The following is an 18,089-nucleotide window of genomic DNA, read 5'->3' as shown; positions in this document are numbered from 1 at the left end:
TATTATTCATTCATATATTTTTGTTCAAATTCTTCGACTGGTATAGGCTTTGAGAAATAATATCCCTGGAATATATGACAACCCATCTCTGTCAGCATAATAAGCTGTTTCTCTGTCTCAACACCTTCAGTAATTACTTCCATTCCAAGTTTGCCGCCAAGAAAAATAATAGTCTCCAGAATATCCTGTCCTTTAACCTCATTCTCTGTAGCACGCAGGAATGCCATATCAATTTTAAGAACATCTGCACTTATATCTTTTAACATATTCAGTGAAGAATATCCACTACCAAAATCATCAATCTCTATCTTAAATCCATAATCCCTGAGAGCCTTAATTACCTCCATATTCTTCTTAAGATCAGACATAAGTGCTGTCTCGGTAATCTCTAGCTTTAACATCTTAGGTTCAATATCATATTTCTTGACAATTGATGTAATAACCTCATATACATCTATAAGATAAAAATCCTTAGTAGATATATTTACAGAAATATAATGAACCGTATCACCCTTCTTCTTCCATTCACTTAATTTAGCTGCTGCACATTCCCACATATACATGTCAAGCTTATATATAAGACCTGTAGTCTCCAGAATATCAATGAAGAAGAATGGCGACAGCAAACCTCTCTCAGGATGCTGCCAGCGCACAAGCGCCTCTGCTCCATAAGCCTTACCATGAGTATTAACCTGTGGCTGAAGAAACATTTTAAATTCTTTCTTCTCAATTGCCCCTTCAAACTCACTGATAACTCTTCTTTCTTCAAGAGTTCTCTTTAACAGCTTATCATCATAGTATGCAATATTAGTTTCATAATTATTCTTAATAGTCTCGCTCGCAATAAATGCTTTATCACACATATTACTTACAGGCTCATCAACATCTTCAATATCATAAACACCAACTACAACCCTTATCTTAAATGATGCATTGTTGAATCTGTCCTGTATACTTACAATGCTATTCTGCATTACTTCATTCTTAAAACTATCCTTCGGCATACACACAGCAAATCTGTCATTCTGGATTCTTCCACATATATAGCCACTTTCAGATGAAGCCTTAATAAGCCCCGCCTGCATTTTAATAATCTCATCACCTTTTTCGATTCCAAAAAGCTCATTAACAAGCTTAAAATCTTTAATATTACTGCACACCAGACAATATTTGTGATTCCTGTCGTTTCTCACTACATTGGCAGTTTCCTCATAGAACTGCTCCTTATTAAGGAGTCCCGTGAGATTATCATGTGTAGCTCTGAACTTTTCATATTCTAAAAGCTCAACAGCTTCCGTACGATCATTAAATATGAAATAATCACATATAAAATTATGCTTATCATCATATACACGATTATATGAAATATCAAAGCTTCTTCTCTCTTTCCCCTCGCTGATTGTCTGCCTGAATTTCTTATTATCATGCTCTGTCTGAGTCTGAAGCCAGCTAGCATAATTATGCTCTACTTCATTAATATTATCAGTAATAGAATACATTTCTTTAACAATACCATTACAGTATATACATCTTCCAGCATTATCAAAGCATATAATTCCACTATTCATATCCCTGATTATAAGTGAAAATGTATTCTCAATAAGCTCATTAGGAACATACCTGTATGTAAGATAATATATAAGTACAGACATGATACCAAATGCAACCATTGACATGTCATATATTGAATCAGACCACATAGTCATTATATCAAGCAAAGATGCAGCAAATAATAATATAAGAATAGCAAAATACCTGAATCTGTAGAATCTTGACATTCTCTCAACCATTACTATATAACTTAAAATAAGCATCAACATAATGCCATAAGCAAATACATAATGTAACCTGCCCAGAACATTACCCTTTGCAAACTGAACAATTATCTGGTCATCCGATATATCTGTTATATCAAATATCCATCTCGTCCATGCATTAATCAAAAATGCAACGGTCTCAAACAGTGAATAGGCAATCATAAAAACTTTTACACCCACAATGCCCTTAAACATGCCTGTATAATACTGGGTATAATACATAAGAAGTACAAGCAGCCAGTCAAAACTCGCCATAATAAGTCCCTTGCACAACACTGTAATGGTAGTCCCTGGAACATATGTATATACCAAAAATATTATCCCACATATAAATGCACCAAGCTCATATAAAAGCACAACTCTTGCCAATGCGCCCTCTTTTTTATATGCCTTTAAAGCACACGCTCCAATCATTAAAATTACCGCCGTAATAATAAGCCCATAAAATACTCTCATAAGCGATATCTCCTAAATCAATACTAAATTTCACGACTTGTTTAAATAGTATTATAGCGCAAACTTCTTATTATTGCAAATGTGGCACAGCCAGATTCTTTTAACTCTGGTAAACAAACAGACGATTCATTCCCTCCTGCCACGGATACTCAAATTCCAGATAAATAATTTCCTTTCCAAAACGTGCAAATCTTTCTTTCCAGTAATTTGTTGTAGCCTGTCTTAGTCTCATAATATGATTCTCTTCATAAATGTTATTTCCCATATTCTCATATCCGAAACTTTCCAGTTCTTCTTTTGAATAATACGGATTCATTTTAATAAACCAATATCCACCAGGCTTCAATACCCGTTCTAAATCTTCAACTACCTCCTTTGACACATCTTTGGGCATTACATCCAACACATTTGATAATATCACTCCATCAAATGAATTTTCTTCTAATTGCTTTACCGTATGGTCTGTACCTTCAAGAAAAGTTGCCGTTTTATAATCACTTAATCTTGCTGTTTCAATTGCAAATTCAATGCCCGTTTTTGAAGCATCAATTCCTAAAACTTTATGTGTAGGCTGATACTGCAAATATTGAAAAGAAATATCTCCTGTACCACAGCCAAAATCTAATACATTTGTTGTTTTTTGTGCAAACAGCTTTAACGCTTCGTCAAACATTGTTTCCACTTGTAAATCTAAAGTTCTTAAATCCACAGGTGTACATTCCTTAAATACCTGATTCCACATTTCTGTTTCTCGCTCATATGCCTTGTTCATAATGCTGCCATCTCCTTTTATTCTCACACATGCTTCACAACAGGACCGCCCTTATTAAATTCATTTAATCATGTCCTTTAATATATTGAACTACCTTTTTGTCAATCTTTGCTTTCTTATACCAGCCAATACCTATCATTACAATTCCAACAATAATGGCTGTAGCTCTTATCAATGAATCTGGAGAGAAATATCAAATTGATTACTCATGCTTACAAGTATTTGCAAATCAGGATAACTTTTTCCATTTTCCCAATTTGAAACAGTTTGTCGGGTAACATGAAATAATTTGCCAAACTCCTCTTGTGTTAATTGATTTTCTTTCCGAATGTTCAATATTTGATTCCCTATATTCATAATATTACGACCTCCTTTCAATAATATTATCCGAAAAATAATGTCCAAAATAAAGCAATCATCACATTACATTGCTTATATAGTTACGCAAAGATTCTTTGACATGTGCTTTTCTCTATAAATTACAATTAATTTTACCCATTTTAACATAAAACTCAACCAAGTTAGAACTTCCATTTACATTTCATTCCACTGCCTCAGACATCTGATGAAGCTGTAGCATTGAAATCAATATCAATGATTAGCTTATATGTAATGGCTAAATCCGTACCTTTCAATAGCCTGTAAGGTATAGTCTTTAGTCTGCTCTTATTAGAATCAGCATTCACCAATGTATAGACAATCCTGTCCTTTAGCTTCTCCAAATTGATTTCACAATCAAACTTAGGAAACAGGCTTCTATTAATCACAGCTACAATCTCGTCAACTGATTCACTAGTCCAGTAACATATCTTTGCAACATTCATGTCTTTTCTCCTGACCTGAATTCCTTTCAGTTTTGTGTCATTGTTCTTCATAACTTCAACCCTTTTGACCTCATATTCTTCTCCAAGTCTTTTCTGCACTTCATCAACCACATCATTCATTTTGTCATCCATAATAACCTCCTATAAATAAAATAAAAGCAAGCACTTAAGTTTCTATACTCAAGTACTTGCTCTGTTTCTTTGTATCAAAGTTATTATATATAGTTTAAAGTTGGTGATTTACAGGTGATTTATAAGATGTAATCTATAAACTTGAAGTTGTCAGTTTAGAAAACCGGAAGTCAATCAAATAAAGCTTCCCATTTTTCTGATTGCATTGCATTAAAACACATCGCAATTTGTTCTTTATTATTCTTTTCTTCTGCAAGTTCTGGAAGCTCATCAATTCCAAAATAATCAAAACCTGTTGTTTCAATATTCGTTTTAAATTGACCGCCCGTCACTTCACATTGCATAAAAATCTTACATACTTTATACGCATATATTGGAAGATTATGTTTCTCCCTATCTTGAACAGCAATCACACGTTTTACAGTAACATCAAGTCCTGATTCCTCTTTGACCTCCTTTATTGTATTCTCCTCTACGGAAATATCGACATCACACCAACCTCCCGGTAATGACCAAGTACCATTTGCTTCATGAACCAATAATATTTTCCCGTCTTTAAAAATCGCAGCCCTTGTATCTATTTTAGGAGTCTGATATCCTACATCACTGCAAAATAAATTTTGAACTTTTTCTGTAGATATTTCAGTTTTATAGCTTATCATTTCAGCAGAAATTTCTCGGATTCTTTCATATCGTTCTATATCAAATTTGTCCTTTCCATAAAACAAACCACCCTGAGCAATAGCTTGTAATTCTACTGCCCATTTTAGCCATTGTTCGTTTTTATTCATAGATTATCGCTCCTTTAAATTCCGATTTGTTTTACCCATTTTAACATAAAACTCACCCAAATTAAAACTACAATTCTCAATCATTCCACTCCCCCTGACACCAAGTGCCACAAAAGTGCCCAACTTGCCCACAAACATTCCCAGTGTTTATGCGGGTTTTCAAAATCACAATAATTAATACATGGAAATAATAAAGAATGAATTTCTTCACAAGACGACCGTTCCCCTCCTAGTCAGTAGGCACGGAAAGGAAAAAGGGAATGGTTTTTCAACCATTCCCATCTTAATGAGCCCACCGGGGTTCGAAGCCGTGAGACCGCTTAAACACTAGCTTTCTTTGGACTCCTTTATGGCACTAGTCCAGTAGGAGCCGATAGCCTGTGTAATGATTAGTGATGAAATAAGTGCCGGAAAAGTGCCCGAAATTTCAATAATGATTATACTATTATATTTTGATGAATTTATATATCTCCTTTTAGGCGCACTAGAGATTTTTTTGTTTCAAATCCGTCTGGATATCTCATCTTTAATTTATCGATATTTGCTTTAAAAATATCTTCAAGAGATATATCTAGTGCTGTCGCAGCTTCTGCCAAATACCAAGCTACATCTCCAAGTTCCTTTGCCAAATGTTCCTTGTCCAATTCATGTCCTTGAGCCATCCATTTTTTTACTATATCAATGGCTTCTCCTGATTCGCCACATAATCCCATTACACTATTTATTAATACATCTCTTTTGCTTAGTTCAGGATTTAAAGTCGTCATTGCCAATTCCTGATATTCATTAATCTTCATTCTAATCTCCATTTCTGAGCAACTTTTGTTGCGAAGAGGCGAAGAAAAATTTGCGCAGGCAATTTTCCTCTGCCATCAATGGCTATTTGTTCTGCTCATAAACAAATAGCCGTGTGATAAAATAAGCTATCGAGCTTATTTTTCACACCAATATTCCCCATAATGTACAAACTGAAATTGTTCTGCTTAGTTTGGCAACTCGCTTTCTTCAACGGGAACTGCCTCTAAGTCAGTGTTGCTCCAATAAGAGCTAATATCTGCACTTGTAAAGTATTCAAAATTATCTGTGGAAGATTTCAGATTGCCTTTCTTTACTCCATAGCAGCCATAAATCAGTTCATAACTTGTTCCATCAGAAAGGTTAAATCTGAAACTTGTTATCTCTGCTCCAGCGGTTTCCTCTACCTCTTTGAGTTCCAAGGATAGCCCCTCAAACATATCATACAAGTTCTTTATGGTTTCTTCGGCAACAATGACCTTCTTTTCTGCTGACACAGGTACTCCAACAAAGTGATACATTTCTATATTTTCAACATCACCTACCTCAAAAGGCAAATCAATATTGACTGTCTTGTTGTTGCACCCAACCAAGCCAAGCACACAAACCACCGCTAAAACTAATGCTATCAACTTTTTCATACAATCAACCTCCTTAGTCAAATTCCGATTCTCTTAATTCTACAAACTTGAATTTGAAAACCATAAAATTATGAGTGATTATTGCTCTCCATAGGTTATCAATAAAATCCTCCAAAAGCCTTGAAAATAAAGGATTTATCGCAGTGTGTTCGCCTTATCCCTTTATATGATTTCACACAAGTTTACTCTTTCCCTGAGTGCTTATAAGGGCAAAATCAAGGGCAAGAAAATCTCATAACAAGATATAACAGAGTGTGGCAATCGGAGAACTGTGACATATGTGCGAATATATTATAACGGAGGATTTTTTAATGGACAAGTATATTTATGATGAAAGAAACGGTTTATGGTATGAGTTGCAGGGAGATTATTATATTCCTTGTCTTACTTTACCAACCGAAAAAGAACACAAGCCTATCGGCTTATGGGGACAGCGACACAAACGCTATTTGTAGGAACATAAAAGGGCGGTTTACATTACACTGCTCACAAGCGGCAAGTTGAACAGTTACCTTGCTGACATTAACGAACAGGCAACAAATATGATGTTCCGCTTGGTCGAGCAAATGGCTGACAGGGAGGGCGTGACCAAACAACTAAAAGCAGAAAGCCCGATATTATGGATTGGAAGAATGAATGAGATACAAGCAAGGGTGAGAGAAATTATATATAGCGAACTGATTTATACCTAAAAAGAGGGCGGCAGCATTTTTGCTGTCGCTCTCTTAATTACCATATCGCAAGGACAGATGAGCCAGTCAACGGCGAGTGTAACCCGTTTATCTTGACCGGCTGTTTTTGCTATTCATTCGATAAGCAGAAATCTATCTTTTTTTCTTCTCCTGTCCTAATGAAATAAATCCTATCGTAACAGCCAGTGCAAGTATAATGTCATGCTTACCCAATGGATTGACTATAATCAAATATACTAGATATGCTGTGCAAAGTAACAATACCGCCAGCAGGATTTCATGTGCAATATTTGTATTCTTAAACATTTTGTGTCCACATTATAATCGCTTGTCAAAATAAATCGTTGCAACCAGTTCAATTAAATTGCGTATTCCAATATAGAGCAAAGCAAAAATTGAAACTCGTTGGAGTGTAACTGTTGTTTGCATATTTATAAAAAGTGGTAGAACAGCAATTAAAACTATCAAAATCGAATGTGCAAGATTTGCGGCATTACTCGCTTTTAATTGTATCAGTTGCCAGCGTTCATCTCCTCTGTATTTCACTTGCTTCTTGGCTTTTGAAATATATAACCAAAGAGTTATGCCTAATGCGATAATGAGAAAAACTAAGATAATTATTTGTTCATTCATGTTATTTATCCTCCCTATGCTCAAAAACTTCATCAATAGAAACGCCAAAAACTTCTGCAATCTTAAAAGCCAACTCCAAAGACGGAGTATATTTATATTTTTCTATTGATATAACCGCCTGTCGAGAAATCCCAACCTTATCTGCCAAATCTGCTTGTGTCCAATCTCTTTCGGCTCGTAGAACTTTAATCCTATTCCATATCAAAGTCATCTCTCCTTTCCAAAATGTAACTAAGTAATTACATACATAGTGTAATATGCTCATTACATTTTGTCAAGTGATAATAACAAAAATAGAGAGAAAGGTTTTCATAGTTGGTAAATAGTAACCTGAGAGGTTTTCATAGTTTTTGCATTGTGGAAATGTATAAAACAAACTGGAGGTCTATCGCTTGTTTTCAGTTACTTGCTTCTTTACTGCATATGAGAATTTTCTCAGTTGTTCAAGCGTTTGTTAAAAATTGTGAGAACAAATAGAATATTATGTATGCCGCCGCTATGGGCAAAACCGTAACGGCGGTTTTTCAATGCCTATCGGCTATCTCTGTCAATGGATTTCTTACGCTGTCTTTGCGGTGGTTTCTGCTTGTTGCGTTCCTGTATCTCACGCAGATGTTTTAGCACGCTCTGCTTTTCGGGTGGTCTGTGCTGTTCTTTAGCGGCGGCTGTCGGTTTCCTGCTGACTTGATATTCCCACTCGGCAAGGTCACGGTTGTACTGTTCTACAACGCTTTCCATTTCTCGGAAAGTCCTCATAAAAACTTGTACATCGGGATAACCGTCCGCTTTGAGTGTATCGGGGATTTTATCCAACCTGTCGGCAACCTCCGCTTCGGTTTCTTTGATTTTTACCTCCAACGCTTTTCGTTCTTTACCTTTGAAAAGCCCCTTTGTATCGGCAAGCTGCTGTTTCAACTGCGGCAAAACTTTATCCCGCAAGTTTTTAATTTCCATTGCCTTATCCTGTACCTTTATCATCAGATTTCGCATATGACGGAACTCTGCCATATCAATATCAAGTGTAGGCTTGGGCGGCATATCTTTTTCCCGAATAAGGTTTTGAAGAAAATCTTTTGCCTTTGTCACAATCCCACGGAACAGATTGGGCAGCCAGCCTTTGCTTTTTATAGATTGGCTTGCTTTGTTGTGTATCTCGGTCTGCTTGACTTCTAAAATCTTTGCTTCGGAAATACCCGATATGAGTGCCATATCCGCTGTCCTGTTCCATTCCTGCCTTGCGGCATTATCCGTTTCATCTCGGCGGCTTTGGGATTGTTCTTGCCGATTTTCTTGGTGGGAAGATAAACGCTGTTCTTATCAAATACCTTTAACTGCTGTTCGGGATCGGAGATATGCCGATTGATAAGGTCGGTATAAATCTCCTTTACCTCCCGAAGAAAAGGCTCACTTTTGAATTTATCATCTTTCACAGTAAAGAGGTGGCTTTCGTAAACCTCGCCCTTTTTTATGACGGTGCAGCCTTTTCGTATCTGTCCGTCCTCTCCTATGATTTCTTTCTTGGTGCGTACCCTTTTGCCTGTTTCATCATAGAACACGCTGCGAGTGGCTATCTTGATGTCAGGTTCAGGAAGCAGTTTCCTTTCGCTGAAGATAAGGTGGATATGATAGTTTGTCTTGCGTTTGTTGTGGTGGAGAGCTGACACGCACTCCACACCATACCGCCTGCGGAACTCCTCCGTAAAATCTTCAAGGACTTCCTGCGGCTCGTATCTTGTATAAATTTCGGGCAGGGCGATAATCAATTCCCTTGCTTCAATACATTTGCCCTCTGTACCGCTTCGCTTAAATTCCTGCTGGCTTTCCCTTGCAAGGTTACTCCAAAATTCATTGTCGGCGGTGCGGTAGGTGGCATAGAGGTTTTCCTGTCTTGCGTGGCTTGTGATATAGGATATTCTTCCCTTGACATTGGGTAGCTTTGACATCTGTATAAAACTGTGTCTTGCCATATACTCCTTCCTCCCGTGACGGGCATACTCTTTTTGCAACCGAGAAATCGGTTGCCGCTGTTTCGGCGGCGTAAGCAGACGGACAGCGAAGAAAACAGCGGGCTGTTTTCTTCTGTATCATAGTGGCGGTGCTTTGCCCGAAGCTGTGATACATAGCCCCCTGCAAGGGCGAAATACCCAGAGTACAAATCGAAGATTTGTGCGAGGGGTGTATTTCGCTCTCAAACGCCGAGGGCTTGGAGAACGGTTATTCTACTTTGCGGACATCGTTTTCATTGAGCAGGTTTCTTCCCTGATTGACGCTCATAAATCGCTCTAAAGTATCCCTGCGGATAATCGCTTTTCTTCCGACCTTGAGGACGGGAAGTTTGCCCCAGTCTACCAACTTACGCATTGTATTTCTTCCGATACCCGTACATTCTGCGGCTTCTTCTATGGTTAAACCCATTTTGATATTGCTCATTTTATCAACCTCCTTTCAAAATACGCATTTTGCAACTATGTATCTGTAATTATACTTATTTCGCTATCTCTTGTCAACTTATTTTGCAACTTATTAAGGAATGTTTTTGTCTATTATTAAATTTATGGTTGCAAAATAGGTTTTACTATGCTATACTATCAGCAATAGGAGGTGGAAACCTTGAAAAAAGAAATTGTATTCACCGCAAAACAGGTCGGTGAACGAGTGAAAGAACGCCGAACAGAATTAAACTTAACAATGCCCGAACTTGGTAAGCGTGTCGGGGTAAATAAATCTACCATTCAAAGATATGAAGCGGACGGTGTAGACCCGAAGCGTACAATGATTATCAACGGGCTGGCAGAAGCACTCCTGACAACTCCCGAATGGCTGACAGGACTTTCCGAAGATAAGGAGTATGACAGCCGCACTTTATGTGCAAGGGATATGGAGGAACATATCAAAAATTATCTTGATACGGTTTCTTCTGTGGTAAAGGGAGAACCGCACCAACAGCTGCTCACGACATTCCTCGGAAAGATGATTGACCTCTATACGGTTATGACTTATCACTTTGCAGACGCTATGGCTGAGGTTGACCGTGTAGCGGAGGACGAGGGCTTAAAGCAGTCCTTACGTCGCTATGCGATTGAGTCAGGGGCGATTATGGAAAGAGTTTACCGTAAAGAAATGGAACTTCCTATCGAGGATATGAAGCAGTTTTTAGATGGGATTTTACATATCTACGATGAGGGACGCACCGCTGTAAAGATGGGCGACCTGTTCGGGATAGTGACAGTAGCCGAAGAAAGGGTTGCTGAAAAAGAAAAATTCCGTGGCTCTTTGACAAGTGAAAACGATGACTGACACTCATCGGTATAAGTAACCTTATTACTTTACGCACACCATATGTCACAGTCTCGATTGCCACGGATAGAAAGGGGAAATTTATCTATGGCAAAAGGTTCTGTAAGAAAAAAAGGTAAAAAGTGGTACGCACGCTTCTATATCGAAGATGAAAGCGGCAGAAAAGTACAGAAAGAGTTTGTGGGAACAGAAAGCAAGTCTGAAACAGAAGCCCTGCTCAGAAAAGCAATCGCTGACTATGAGGAAAAGAAATTCGTTGCGAAGTCTGAAAACATCACAGTTGGTATGCTGCTCGATCTGTGGGTGGAGGAAGAACTGAAACCCGGCAATCTCAGCAATGGTACGGTAATGTCCTATCAGGGAACGGTCAACCGTATCAAACAGCACCCGATAGGAAACCGAAAGCTGAAAACCGTAACCGCAGACCATTTACAGGCGTATATAGACTTTCTCAGCTTTGGCGATACAAATCCTGACGGTACAACCGCAAAGGCACTCAGCAAAGGGTATCTCCGATTGTTTTCGGCTGTTTTACAAGGGGCGTTCCGTTTTGCGGTATTCCCGAAAAGACTGATAACCTTTAACCCGATGCAGTATGTGGTATGGCGAGGAAAGAAAGAAGAATACGAACTGTTCTCGGACGAGGACGGAGAAACTGCCTCCACACCAACGCTCAGCTACGAACAGTATCAGAGATTAGAGGACTTCCTGAAAAAGAAAAACAATCCTGCACTTCTTCCGATACAGATAGCCTACTATACAGGCTTGCGTATTGGAGAGGTCTGTGGTCTGACTTGGCAGGACATCAACCTTGAAGAACAATATCTGACAGTACGCCGCAGTATGCGTTACAACGGGGCAAGGCACAAAACAGAAATAGGAGCAACAAAGCGTAAAAAAATCCGCACCGTGGACTTTTGCGATACGCTTGCCGCAATCCTGAAAACTGCGAAAACAGAACAGCACAAAAACCGTTTCCGATACGGGGAACTGTACAGCCTTAATTACTATTTGGAGGTCAAAGAAAAAGACCGCACCTACTATGAGGTTTACAGTCTGCCGAGGTCGGAGGAAGTCCCAGAGGGGTACAAGGAATTATCCTTTGTCTGCCTTAGACCTGACGGGGCATTTGAAGCACCGAGTACGGTGGGGATTATGTGCAGGACAGCGAGAAAAAAGGTGGAGGGATTGGAGGACTTCCACTTCCATATGCTCAGACACACTTATACAAGCAATCTGCTTTCAAACGGTGCAGCACCTAAAGATGTGCAGGAACTTCTCGGACACGCTGATGTCAGTACCACAATGAATATTTACGCTCACGCTACAAGGGAAGCAAAGCGTACTTCCGCAAGACTGCTGGATAAGGTAATCGGCGGAGAATAAAAGTTTCCCTTGTTTCGGCTCATAAGGGCAAAAACAAGGGAAAATACCTAAGGTTTGAACATTTAATAGGCGATATGCCTTGAAAATACAGGGTTTATAGAGGGTTGAATAGATAAACTTGAATTTGTAGAGCTAATTACAGTCTATTAGAACATATTTACATTCTTCGCAAGCCCAAGCTTTTGTACGATTTTGAGTTACTCCATTACCAACGGGAATATGAATAGCACCATTTTTAATTGCATTTCCTTCTGTAAAAAAATACAAACTTTAGATTTAAAATAGTCTTCCCTTGCCCAATACAATGCCCCTTTTGCACTAGGTCCAAGTGCTCCAAGTACCATATTTTTCCCACATTTAGGACATATCATTTCATCAACCTCCCATATTCAAAAATTTGTTTTAACAAGTCATCAAATTACGATTTCTCTTTCTATTCAACTACACGCCAACTTCTTTAAAATTTTAACATTATATTTAAGCTCATTCAAAGAACTCAAATAAACACACATGTGGAATCTTCAAATTAAGTTTGTTTATTTGAAATTGCAATATAACTGCATATAGAAATCAGAAAATTTATACAGTACAAAACAACCGCTCCTAAACTAAACAATGTTTCTCCAAGATAAGTTAGTCCTGGCATAAATCCATATCCAGGTAAATCATTATAGTAAATCATCAGTCCTATGGATATAAGCAGCGGAACTAGTTCTGCCGAAAACAATATCCGCCAAAGCTTTTTTGTTTTCTTGCGAATGGATATCACAAATAATATTATTTGAAATATTAAAATCACTATATATGTAATCAGTAGGAACAGTGCCATTACTATTTCCCTCCGTAAATTCCGATTTGTTTTACCCATTTTAACATAAAACTCACCCAAGTTAAAACTACAATTATCAATCATTCTACTCTCCCTGACACCAAGTGCCACAAAAGTGCCCAACTTGCCTACAAACATTCCCAGTGTTTATGCGGGTTTTCAAAATCACAATAATTAATGCATGGAAATAATAAAGAATGAATTTCTTCACAAGACGACCGTTCCCCTCCTAGTCAGTAGGCACGAAAAGAAAAAAGGGAATGGTTTTTCAACCATTCCCATCTTAATGAGCCCACCGGGGTTCGAACCCGGGACACCTAGATTAAAAGTCTAGTGCTCTACCAACTGAGCTATGAGCCCACAATATATACTAAATATAAGCTGCTATCTATTTCAATCATCCAGCTTCGGATTCTGTCTACCGAGCTGGGCTAGCTGGATTCGAACCAGCGTAATGCAGGGATCAAAACCCTGTGCCTTACCGCTTGGCGATAGCCAAGAAATAAAAAAAGGGTGGGTACAGGGATTCGAACCCTGGACCTTCAGAGCCACAATCTGACGCGCTGACCAGCTGTGCTATACCCACCATAATGCAAAAGTCATAAGCTACTGGCCATGACTCATAAAAAAAAGTGTGCCCGGGGGGATTCGAACCCTCGACCCACGGCTTAGAAGGCCGTTGCTCTATCCAGCTGAGCTACGAACACACAAAGCGGTGATGGGAATCGAACCCACGTATCTAGCTTGGAAGGCTAGTGTTCTACCATTGAACTACACCCGCATAATTATTAAGTTGTAAATCGGGGTGACAGGATTCGAACCTGCGACCTCTTGATCCCAAATCAAGCGCTCTAGCCAAGCTGAGCCACACCCCGTTTTTGTTTCTTGCGTTTGCTCTGTTCCGCAACGCAAGAATGATTATATTATAAGGTGTACTATCTGTCAACACTTTTTTTGAATTTTTTTTATTTTTTTTTAAAAATTTCTCCGCAAATCTGTGAACCCGCATATTTACTGGGTTTATACATATCTCAAATCAAACGTCATTTCGCCATTATCATCAATTTCTAACATAATATATGTGCATCTTTTGTCTGCCTGACGTGGATATGAGATACTTCCAGGATTAATAAATGTCAGTTCATCTTCAACCAGAATCAATGGTCTGTGAGTATGTCCAAACATAACTATATCTATTCCCCTTGCTATACATTCCTCCCTAAGAGTCTGTAAATCAAGTGAAACACAATAATTATGACCGTGTGTTAATAAAATTTTTCTACCGGCAAGCTCAATTTCACGTTCTCTTGGAAGTGGTGAAAAAAAGTCATTATTGCCTGGTACCATTATTGTTTCACACCCAGCAAGCTCCTGTATTATATCTTCTTCTCCTTCTATATCACCAAGATGAATGAGTAAATCAAATGGCTGCTCATTATATATTGCCTCTGCCAGATTACCATGTCTTCTGTGTGAATCGCTAACAATCATTATCCTCTGCATAAAACCTCCAGAATGAGCCAATTAAAGACACTCATCCAGTTCTTTCTTTATAAGTTCAAGTGCTTTACCTCTGTGGCTTATCTTATTCTTCTCTTCAGGATCAAGCTGTGCTGATGTTTTACCATATTCTGGCAGATAAACTATAGGGTCATAACCAAAACCGTTCTCTCCAACGATTTCCTTGCTTATAAGCCCCTCCATTGTGCCTCTCTTAACAATTTCCCTTCCATCAGGAAAACACACCGCTATGGCACATACAAACCTGCCGCTTCTGTCCTGCCCTTCAACACCCTCAAGTCGTTTAATAAGAGAAGCATTTTTAATATCATATGATGTATCATGTCCCATATATCTTGCAGAATACACGCCAGGCTCTTTATTAAGATAATCAATTTCAAGTCCTGAATCATCTGCCATTGTAAGCTGCCCTGTAAGTTTACAGACAGCTCTCGCCTTAATCAGCGCATTTTCTTCAAATGTAGTGCCATTTTCCTCCACATCTAGGTCAATTCCAGCATCCTTAAGAGAAATAATATTATATTCTTTAAGAATTTCTTTAACTTCCTTAACCTTGTCCTTATTATTAGACGCTAAAATAATTGTAGTCATAATTATCTGTCCTGTCCCTTCTCTTTCTTAGGTGGCTTTGGTCCCTGGAATGAGTAAAAATATGTCTTTAACATTCCATTATATATCTTTCTGTTCTTATCCGGCTTTCTGCCAAAATATTTGACAGCATCCTCATATGAAGTAATCATATAGGCTGACCATGAATCTAGCTTTGCAAACTGTCGTCCAAATGCAGAATATATTCCAGGAAGTGTTTCCTTGTCCTCAAGTCTTTCACCATAAGGCGGATTAGTTATAATAAAACCGTATTTCTTATGATGGCTTAGGTCTGCCACGCTTCTTTCCTGAAAATGTATTAACTTCTCTACACCGGCATTCTCCGCATTGCTTCTTGCCTTTCTGATAACATCTGCGTCAATATCAAATCCCTGGATATCAGTTTCAATATCAAGATTAATCATATCCTCAGCTTCTTCAACAGCATCATACCACAATTGCTTGTCAATTATATTAGTCCACTTCTGTGCAGTAAACTTACGATTCATTCCCGGTGCAATATTAGCTGCTATCATAGCTGCTTCAATTGGAAATGTACCACTTCCACAAAATGGATCAACAAGAATTCTGTCACTTTTCCAAGGAGTCAGCATAATAAGAGCAGCAGCAAGTGTCTCAGATATAGGAGCTTTTCCAGCTGCCGGCCTATATCCTCTCTTATGAAGTGAATCACCTGACGTGTCAAGTGCAATAGTGACAATATCTTTCATAATAGTTACTCTTATAGGATAAGAATCACCATCTTCCTCAAACCATCCGATTCTATAATGCTCTTTAAGTCTCTCTACAATTGCTTTCTTAACAATTGACTGGATATCAGAACTGCTGAACAGTTTACTGTTAACAGAATTAGCTTTGGTAACCCAGAATTTACCATTCTTAGGTATGAATTTCTCCCATTCAAGGTCTTTGGTTTTATCAAATAGCTCTGTAAATGTTTCAGCCTTAAATTGGCCCACTTTAATCAAAATACGCTCTGTTGTCCTTAAATTGATATTAGCACGGCATATGGCCTCAGAATCGCCCACAAAAGTGACCTTCCCATCTTCTACTGATGATATATCATATCCAAGATCATATATTTCTCTTTTTAATACTGATTCCAGGCCAAAATGGCAGGGAGCAATTAATTCGTATGTATTCATATATCCTCCAAATGTACATTTATATATATATTAATGCCTATGCAAATGAGTGTCAATCCGTTAATTGATTACACAATTTCCCTTATATGCCTCAAATCCTCCAACCACTGTCTTACATCGATATCCGAGTCTTGACATTTTCTCGCATACAATCAGACTTAACGCGCCTTTATCACAATAAAAAATATATGTTCTCTCTTTATTACTGAATAATCGTCTGAATTCATACGAAACTTTTCCGTATCGGAATATATTATTTATATCTGCCATCAGCTTATTATATTCATAATGTATAGCACCCTTTATTCTTGCCTGTAAGAATTTGGCTTCTTCTCTTATATCTATTATTGTTACATAGGGATCATTTACATAATAATCTATTTTTCTGGAACTAACCATTTCACATGACATATGTTACCTGCATAATATAGATTTTATTATATTATACTTTCATTATATCGTTTTATTACCACTTTGTTATGTAAGGCCGCGTATGCGACCCATATTCTGACTAATAGCAGTCAGACTCATCTGAACCTGATTTCTTATTCTTAGAATTCTTAGATGACTCGTTTTTGCTGTTTGTGGAATTAGTCTCATTGTATGAATTTCTTGAGTTTGTTGAATTGCTGGAATTAGTAGAATTCTTTGAATTTGTTGAATTTTTTGATGTGTTCTTTGACATAATATCAACCTCCATTAATATTTTTCATTAATGTAGTATTGCTGTTTTGTCTGTTTTTATTCATTAGAACACTTATAAATATATTTTGATATTAAATATTCCTCAGATAATAAAAAAACCTTGCATATCTGCAAGGTTAAATAAATGTACGTGACAAGATTCGAACTCGCGACCTTCTGGTCCGTAGCCAGACGCTCTATCCAGCTGAGCTACACGTACTTCCTAAACACTCTCGTGTTTAGTGCCGGCAACGGGAATCGAACCCGTATGGGAGTATAAGTCCCGCAGGATTTTAAGTCCTGTGCGTCTGCCAGTTCCGCCACACCGGCTTGGTGTACTATTAATTATTGCCATCATAATGATAGCAGCGACCCGGATGGGGTTCGAACCCACGACCTCCGCCGTGACAGGGCGGCGCTCTAACCAGCTGAGCCACCAGGCCATAACGAGTAGAACAAGTGGACCTTCGGGGACTCGAACCCAGGACCGACCGGTTATGAGCCGGTTGCTCTAACCAACTGAGCTAAAGGTCCAAAAAGCCGACTGTCGGAGTCGAACCAACAACCTGCTGATTACAAATCAGCTGCTCTGCCATTGAGCCAAGTCGGCAATTTGAATTTCCTTTATGTTCTACTCTATGACTCCAAGGGGATTTGAACCCCTGATACCACCGTGAAAGGGTGGTGTCTTAACCGCTTGACCATGGAGCCGTATAAAAAAATATAAGAATGAATTGGAACAATTATCCTATTGTCCTATATCCATTCTTATAACTCCCCGAGTAGGGCTCGAACCTACAACAACTCGGTTAACAGCCGAGTGCTCTACCATTGAGCTATCGAGGATTATAAACTTGAAAGATTGCTCTTTCAAAACTGCACATTAAAATTCTTTCATCCGATTACTCTTAAGAATAACTCTCTTTGTTCTATCCAAACCGTCTTAACCTTTTCTTTTGGTTAAGCCCTCGACCTATTAGTACAGATCAGCTCCATATGTCACCACACTTCCACCTTCTGCCTATCTACCTCGTCGTCTTCAAGGGGTCTTACTAACTTACGTTA

The 18,089-nt window shown here is 38.4% G+C and carries 20 protein-coding genes, 13 tRNA genes, 1 rRNA gene and 2 pseudogenes; 3 read left to right on the top strand and 33 right to left on the bottom strand.

What is annotated here, in order from left to right; all coding sequences use genetic code 11:
- Positions 1-2 precede the first annotated feature (2 nt).
- The 7 genes and pseudogenes from DW963_RS11205 to DW963_RS11175 all read right to left on the bottom strand — a co-directional run.
- A complete protein-coding gene (locus tag DW963_RS11205; protein WP_117915789.1) occupies positions 3-2,273 on the bottom strand; it encodes an EAL domain-containing protein in 2,271 nt (756 codons plus the stop codon).
- A 100-nt stretch (positions 2,274-2,373) separates the two neighbouring features.
- Positions 2,374-3,045 carry a class I SAM-dependent methyltransferase gene (locus DW963_RS11200; RefSeq protein ID WP_286169341.1) on the bottom strand — a complete coding sequence of 224 codons (672 nt, stop codon included), beginning with the start codon at positions 3,043-3,045 and terminating at the stop codon, positions 2,374-2,376.
- A 171-nt stretch (positions 3,046-3,216) separates the two neighbouring features.
- A complete protein-coding gene (locus DW963_RS11195) occupies positions 3,217-3,402 on the bottom strand; it encodes a helix-turn-helix domain-containing protein (RefSeq protein WP_117915785.1) in 186 nt (61 codons plus the stop codon).
- A 197-nt stretch (positions 3,403-3,599) separates the two neighbouring features.
- Positions 3,600-4,001, bottom strand: a complete 402-nt coding sequence (locus DW963_RS11190) for a DUF5688 family protein (protein WP_117915783.1) — start codon at positions 3,999-4,001, stop codon at positions 3,600-3,602.
- Positions 4,002-4,171: 170 nt separating this feature from the next.
- Positions 4,172-4,792 (bottom strand): NUDIX hydrolase N-terminal domain-containing protein, encoded by a 621-nt coding sequence (locus DW963_RS11185; protein ID WP_005334860.1) that lies wholly within the window; start codon positions 4,790-4,792, stop codon positions 4,172-4,174.
- A 461-nt stretch (positions 4,793-5,253) separates the two neighbouring features.
- Complete coding sequence (locus DW963_RS11180) at positions 5,254-5,589, bottom strand: nucleoside triphosphate pyrophosphohydrolase family protein (protein WP_117915781.1); 336 nt, start codon at positions 5,587-5,589, stop codon at positions 5,254-5,256.
- A 186-nt stretch (positions 5,590-5,775) separates the two neighbouring features.
- Positions 5,776-6,156, bottom strand: a pseudogene (locus DW963_RS11175) (zf-HC2 domain-containing protein); the annotation flags it as partial.
- A 350-nt stretch (positions 6,157-6,506) separates the two neighbouring features.
- Between DW963_RS11175 and DW963_RS11170 the strand changes: the two are divergent.
- Positions 6,507-6,920, top strand: a pseudogene (locus tag DW963_RS11170) (TnpV protein).
- A 132-nt stretch (positions 6,921-7,052) separates the two neighbouring features.
- On the opposite strand, the gene DW963_RS13450 reads toward DW963_RS11170, so the two are convergent.
- The 6 genes from DW963_RS13450 to DW963_RS11150 all read right to left on the bottom strand — a co-directional run bounded on the left by DW963_RS13450 (position 7,053) and on the right by DW963_RS11150 (position 9,983).
- Positions 7,053-7,226, bottom strand: coding sequence for a hypothetical protein (locus DW963_RS13450; protein ID WP_199669383.1), 174 nt, complete (start codon positions 7,224-7,226; stop codon positions 7,053-7,055).
- 12 nt (positions 7,227-7,238) lie between these two features.
- Positions 7,239-7,553, bottom strand: a complete 315-nt coding sequence (locus tag DW963_RS11165) for a DUF2178 domain-containing protein (protein WP_248834609.1) — start codon at positions 7,551-7,553, stop codon at positions 7,239-7,241.
- Between the two features lies 1 nt (position 7,554).
- Entirely contained in the window at positions 7,555-7,758 is a 204-nt protein-coding gene (locus tag DW963_RS11160) for a helix-turn-helix transcriptional regulator (protein ID WP_117536069.1), read from the bottom strand.
- A 326-nt stretch (positions 7,759-8,084) separates the two neighbouring features.
- Positions 8,085-8,762, bottom strand: coding sequence for a hypothetical protein (locus tag DW963_RS14180; protein WP_502694426.1), 678 nt, complete (start codon positions 8,760-8,762; stop codon positions 8,085-8,087).
- The gene (locus tag DW963_RS14175; RefSeq protein ID WP_502694425.1) at positions 8,723-9,520 is read right to left on the bottom strand and encodes a MobA/MobL family protein; all 798 of its coding nucleotides are present in this window, start codon (positions 9,518-9,520) and stop codon (positions 8,723-8,725) included. Before DW963_RS14175 ends, DW963_RS14180 begins: the two co-directional genes overlap by 40 nt.
- 247 nt (positions 9,521-9,767) lie before the next feature.
- Complete coding sequence (locus DW963_RS11150; RefSeq protein WP_004612412.1) at positions 9,768-9,983, bottom strand: helix-turn-helix domain-containing protein; 216 nt, start codon at positions 9,981-9,983, stop codon at positions 9,768-9,770.
- Positions 9,984-10,154: 171 nt separating this feature from the next.
- Here DW963_RS11150 and DW963_RS11145 point away from each other — a divergent pair, with 171 nt between their 5' ends.
- Together DW963_RS11145 and DW963_RS11140 are read left to right on the top strand one after the other, a co-directional pair.
- Positions 10,155-10,850, top strand: coding sequence for a helix-turn-helix domain-containing protein (locus DW963_RS11145; RefSeq protein ID WP_502694424.1), 696 nt, complete (start codon positions 10,155-10,157; stop codon positions 10,848-10,850).
- Between the two features lie 87 nt (positions 10,851-10,937).
- On the top strand, positions 10,938-12,236 hold the full coding sequence (locus DW963_RS11140) for a tyrosine-type recombinase/integrase (protein ID WP_117915774.1): 1,299 nt from the start codon (positions 10,938-10,940) through the stop codon (positions 12,234-12,236).
- Between the two features lie 197 nt (positions 12,237-12,433).
- Here DW963_RS11140 and DW963_RS13335 read toward each other — a convergent pair whose 3' ends face one another.
- From DW963_RS13335 to DW963_RS11045, 20 genes are all read right to left on the bottom strand, one after another.
- A complete protein-coding gene (locus tag DW963_RS13335) occupies positions 12,434-12,607 on the bottom strand; it encodes a PF20097 family protein (protein ID WP_158568712.1) in 174 nt (57 codons plus the stop codon).
- 745 nt (positions 12,608-13,352) lie between these two features.
- A tRNA-Lys gene (locus DW963_RS11130) sits at positions 13,353-13,425 on the bottom strand.
- Between the two features lie 66 nt (positions 13,426-13,491).
- Positions 13,492-13,564: transfer RNA gene (locus DW963_RS11125), tRNA-Gln, on the bottom strand.
- Positions 13,565-13,577: 13 nt separating this feature from the next.
- Positions 13,578-13,651, bottom strand: a tRNA-His gene (locus DW963_RS11120).
- Between the two features lie 47 nt (positions 13,652-13,698).
- Positions 13,699-13,772: transfer RNA gene (locus DW963_RS11115), tRNA-Arg, on the bottom strand.
- A gap of 4 nt (positions 13,773-13,776) precedes the next feature.
- A tRNA-Gly gene (locus tag DW963_RS11110) sits at positions 13,777-13,846 on the bottom strand.
- A 19-nt stretch (positions 13,847-13,865) separates the two neighbouring features.
- Positions 13,866-13,940 (bottom strand) — tRNA-Pro (locus DW963_RS11105).
- 145 nt (positions 13,941-14,085) lie between these two features.
- Positions 14,086-14,568, bottom strand: coding sequence for a metallophosphoesterase family protein (locus DW963_RS11100; RefSeq protein WP_117915770.1), 483 nt, complete (start codon positions 14,566-14,568; stop codon positions 14,086-14,088).
- 21 nt (positions 14,569-14,589) lie between these two features.
- Positions 14,590-15,177 (bottom strand): XTP/dITP diphosphatase, encoded by a 588-nt coding sequence (locus tag DW963_RS11095; RefSeq protein WP_117915768.1) that lies wholly within the window; start codon positions 15,175-15,177, stop codon positions 14,590-14,592.
- Between the two features lie 2 nt (positions 15,178-15,179).
- Positions 15,180-16,340: a THUMP domain-containing class I SAM-dependent RNA methyltransferase gene (locus DW963_RS11090; RefSeq protein ID WP_117915766.1), complete on the bottom strand. Its 1,161-nt coding sequence runs from the start codon at positions 16,338-16,340 to the stop codon at positions 15,180-15,182.
- 60 nt (positions 16,341-16,400) lie between these two features.
- On the bottom strand, positions 16,401-16,751 hold the full coding sequence (locus DW963_RS11085; RefSeq protein WP_117915764.1) for a rhodanese-like domain-containing protein: 351 nt from the start codon (positions 16,749-16,751) through the stop codon (positions 16,401-16,403).
- A 100-nt stretch (positions 16,752-16,851) separates the two neighbouring features.
- On the bottom strand, positions 16,852-17,025 hold the full coding sequence (locus tag DW963_RS13445) for a hypothetical protein (protein ID WP_195367708.1): 174 nt from the start codon (positions 17,023-17,025) through the stop codon (positions 16,852-16,854).
- A 145-nt stretch (positions 17,026-17,170) separates the two neighbouring features.
- Positions 17,171-17,244: transfer RNA gene (locus DW963_RS11080), tRNA-Arg, on the bottom strand.
- Between the two features lie 23 nt (positions 17,245-17,267).
- Positions 17,268-17,354: transfer RNA gene (locus tag DW963_RS11075), tRNA-Leu, on the bottom strand.
- A gap of 39 nt (positions 17,355-17,393) precedes the next feature.
- Positions 17,394-17,467: transfer RNA gene (locus tag DW963_RS11070), tRNA-Asp, on the bottom strand.
- 17 nt (positions 17,468-17,484) lie between these two features.
- A tRNA-Ile gene (locus tag DW963_RS11065) sits at positions 17,485-17,558 on the bottom strand.
- A 4-nt stretch (positions 17,559-17,562) separates the two neighbouring features.
- Positions 17,563-17,634 (bottom strand) — tRNA-Thr (locus DW963_RS11060).
- Between the two features lie 29 nt (positions 17,635-17,663).
- A tRNA-Glu gene (locus DW963_RS11055) sits at positions 17,664-17,735 on the bottom strand.
- Positions 17,736-17,798: 63 nt separating this feature from the next.
- Positions 17,799-17,870: transfer RNA gene (locus DW963_RS11050), tRNA-Asn, on the bottom strand.
- Between the two features lie 110 nt (positions 17,871-17,980).
- Positions 17,981-18,089, bottom strand: a 23S ribosomal RNA gene (locus DW963_RS11045); the annotation flags it as partial.

It is taken from the genome of Eubacterium sp. AM46-8 (assembly GCF_003466705.1).
Lineage (GTDB): Bacteria > Bacillota > Clostridia > Lachnospirales > Lachnospiraceae > Lachnospira.
The sequence above is the reverse complement of the archived record's forward strand: the minus strand, read 5'-3'. Positions and strand labels throughout refer to the sequence as shown.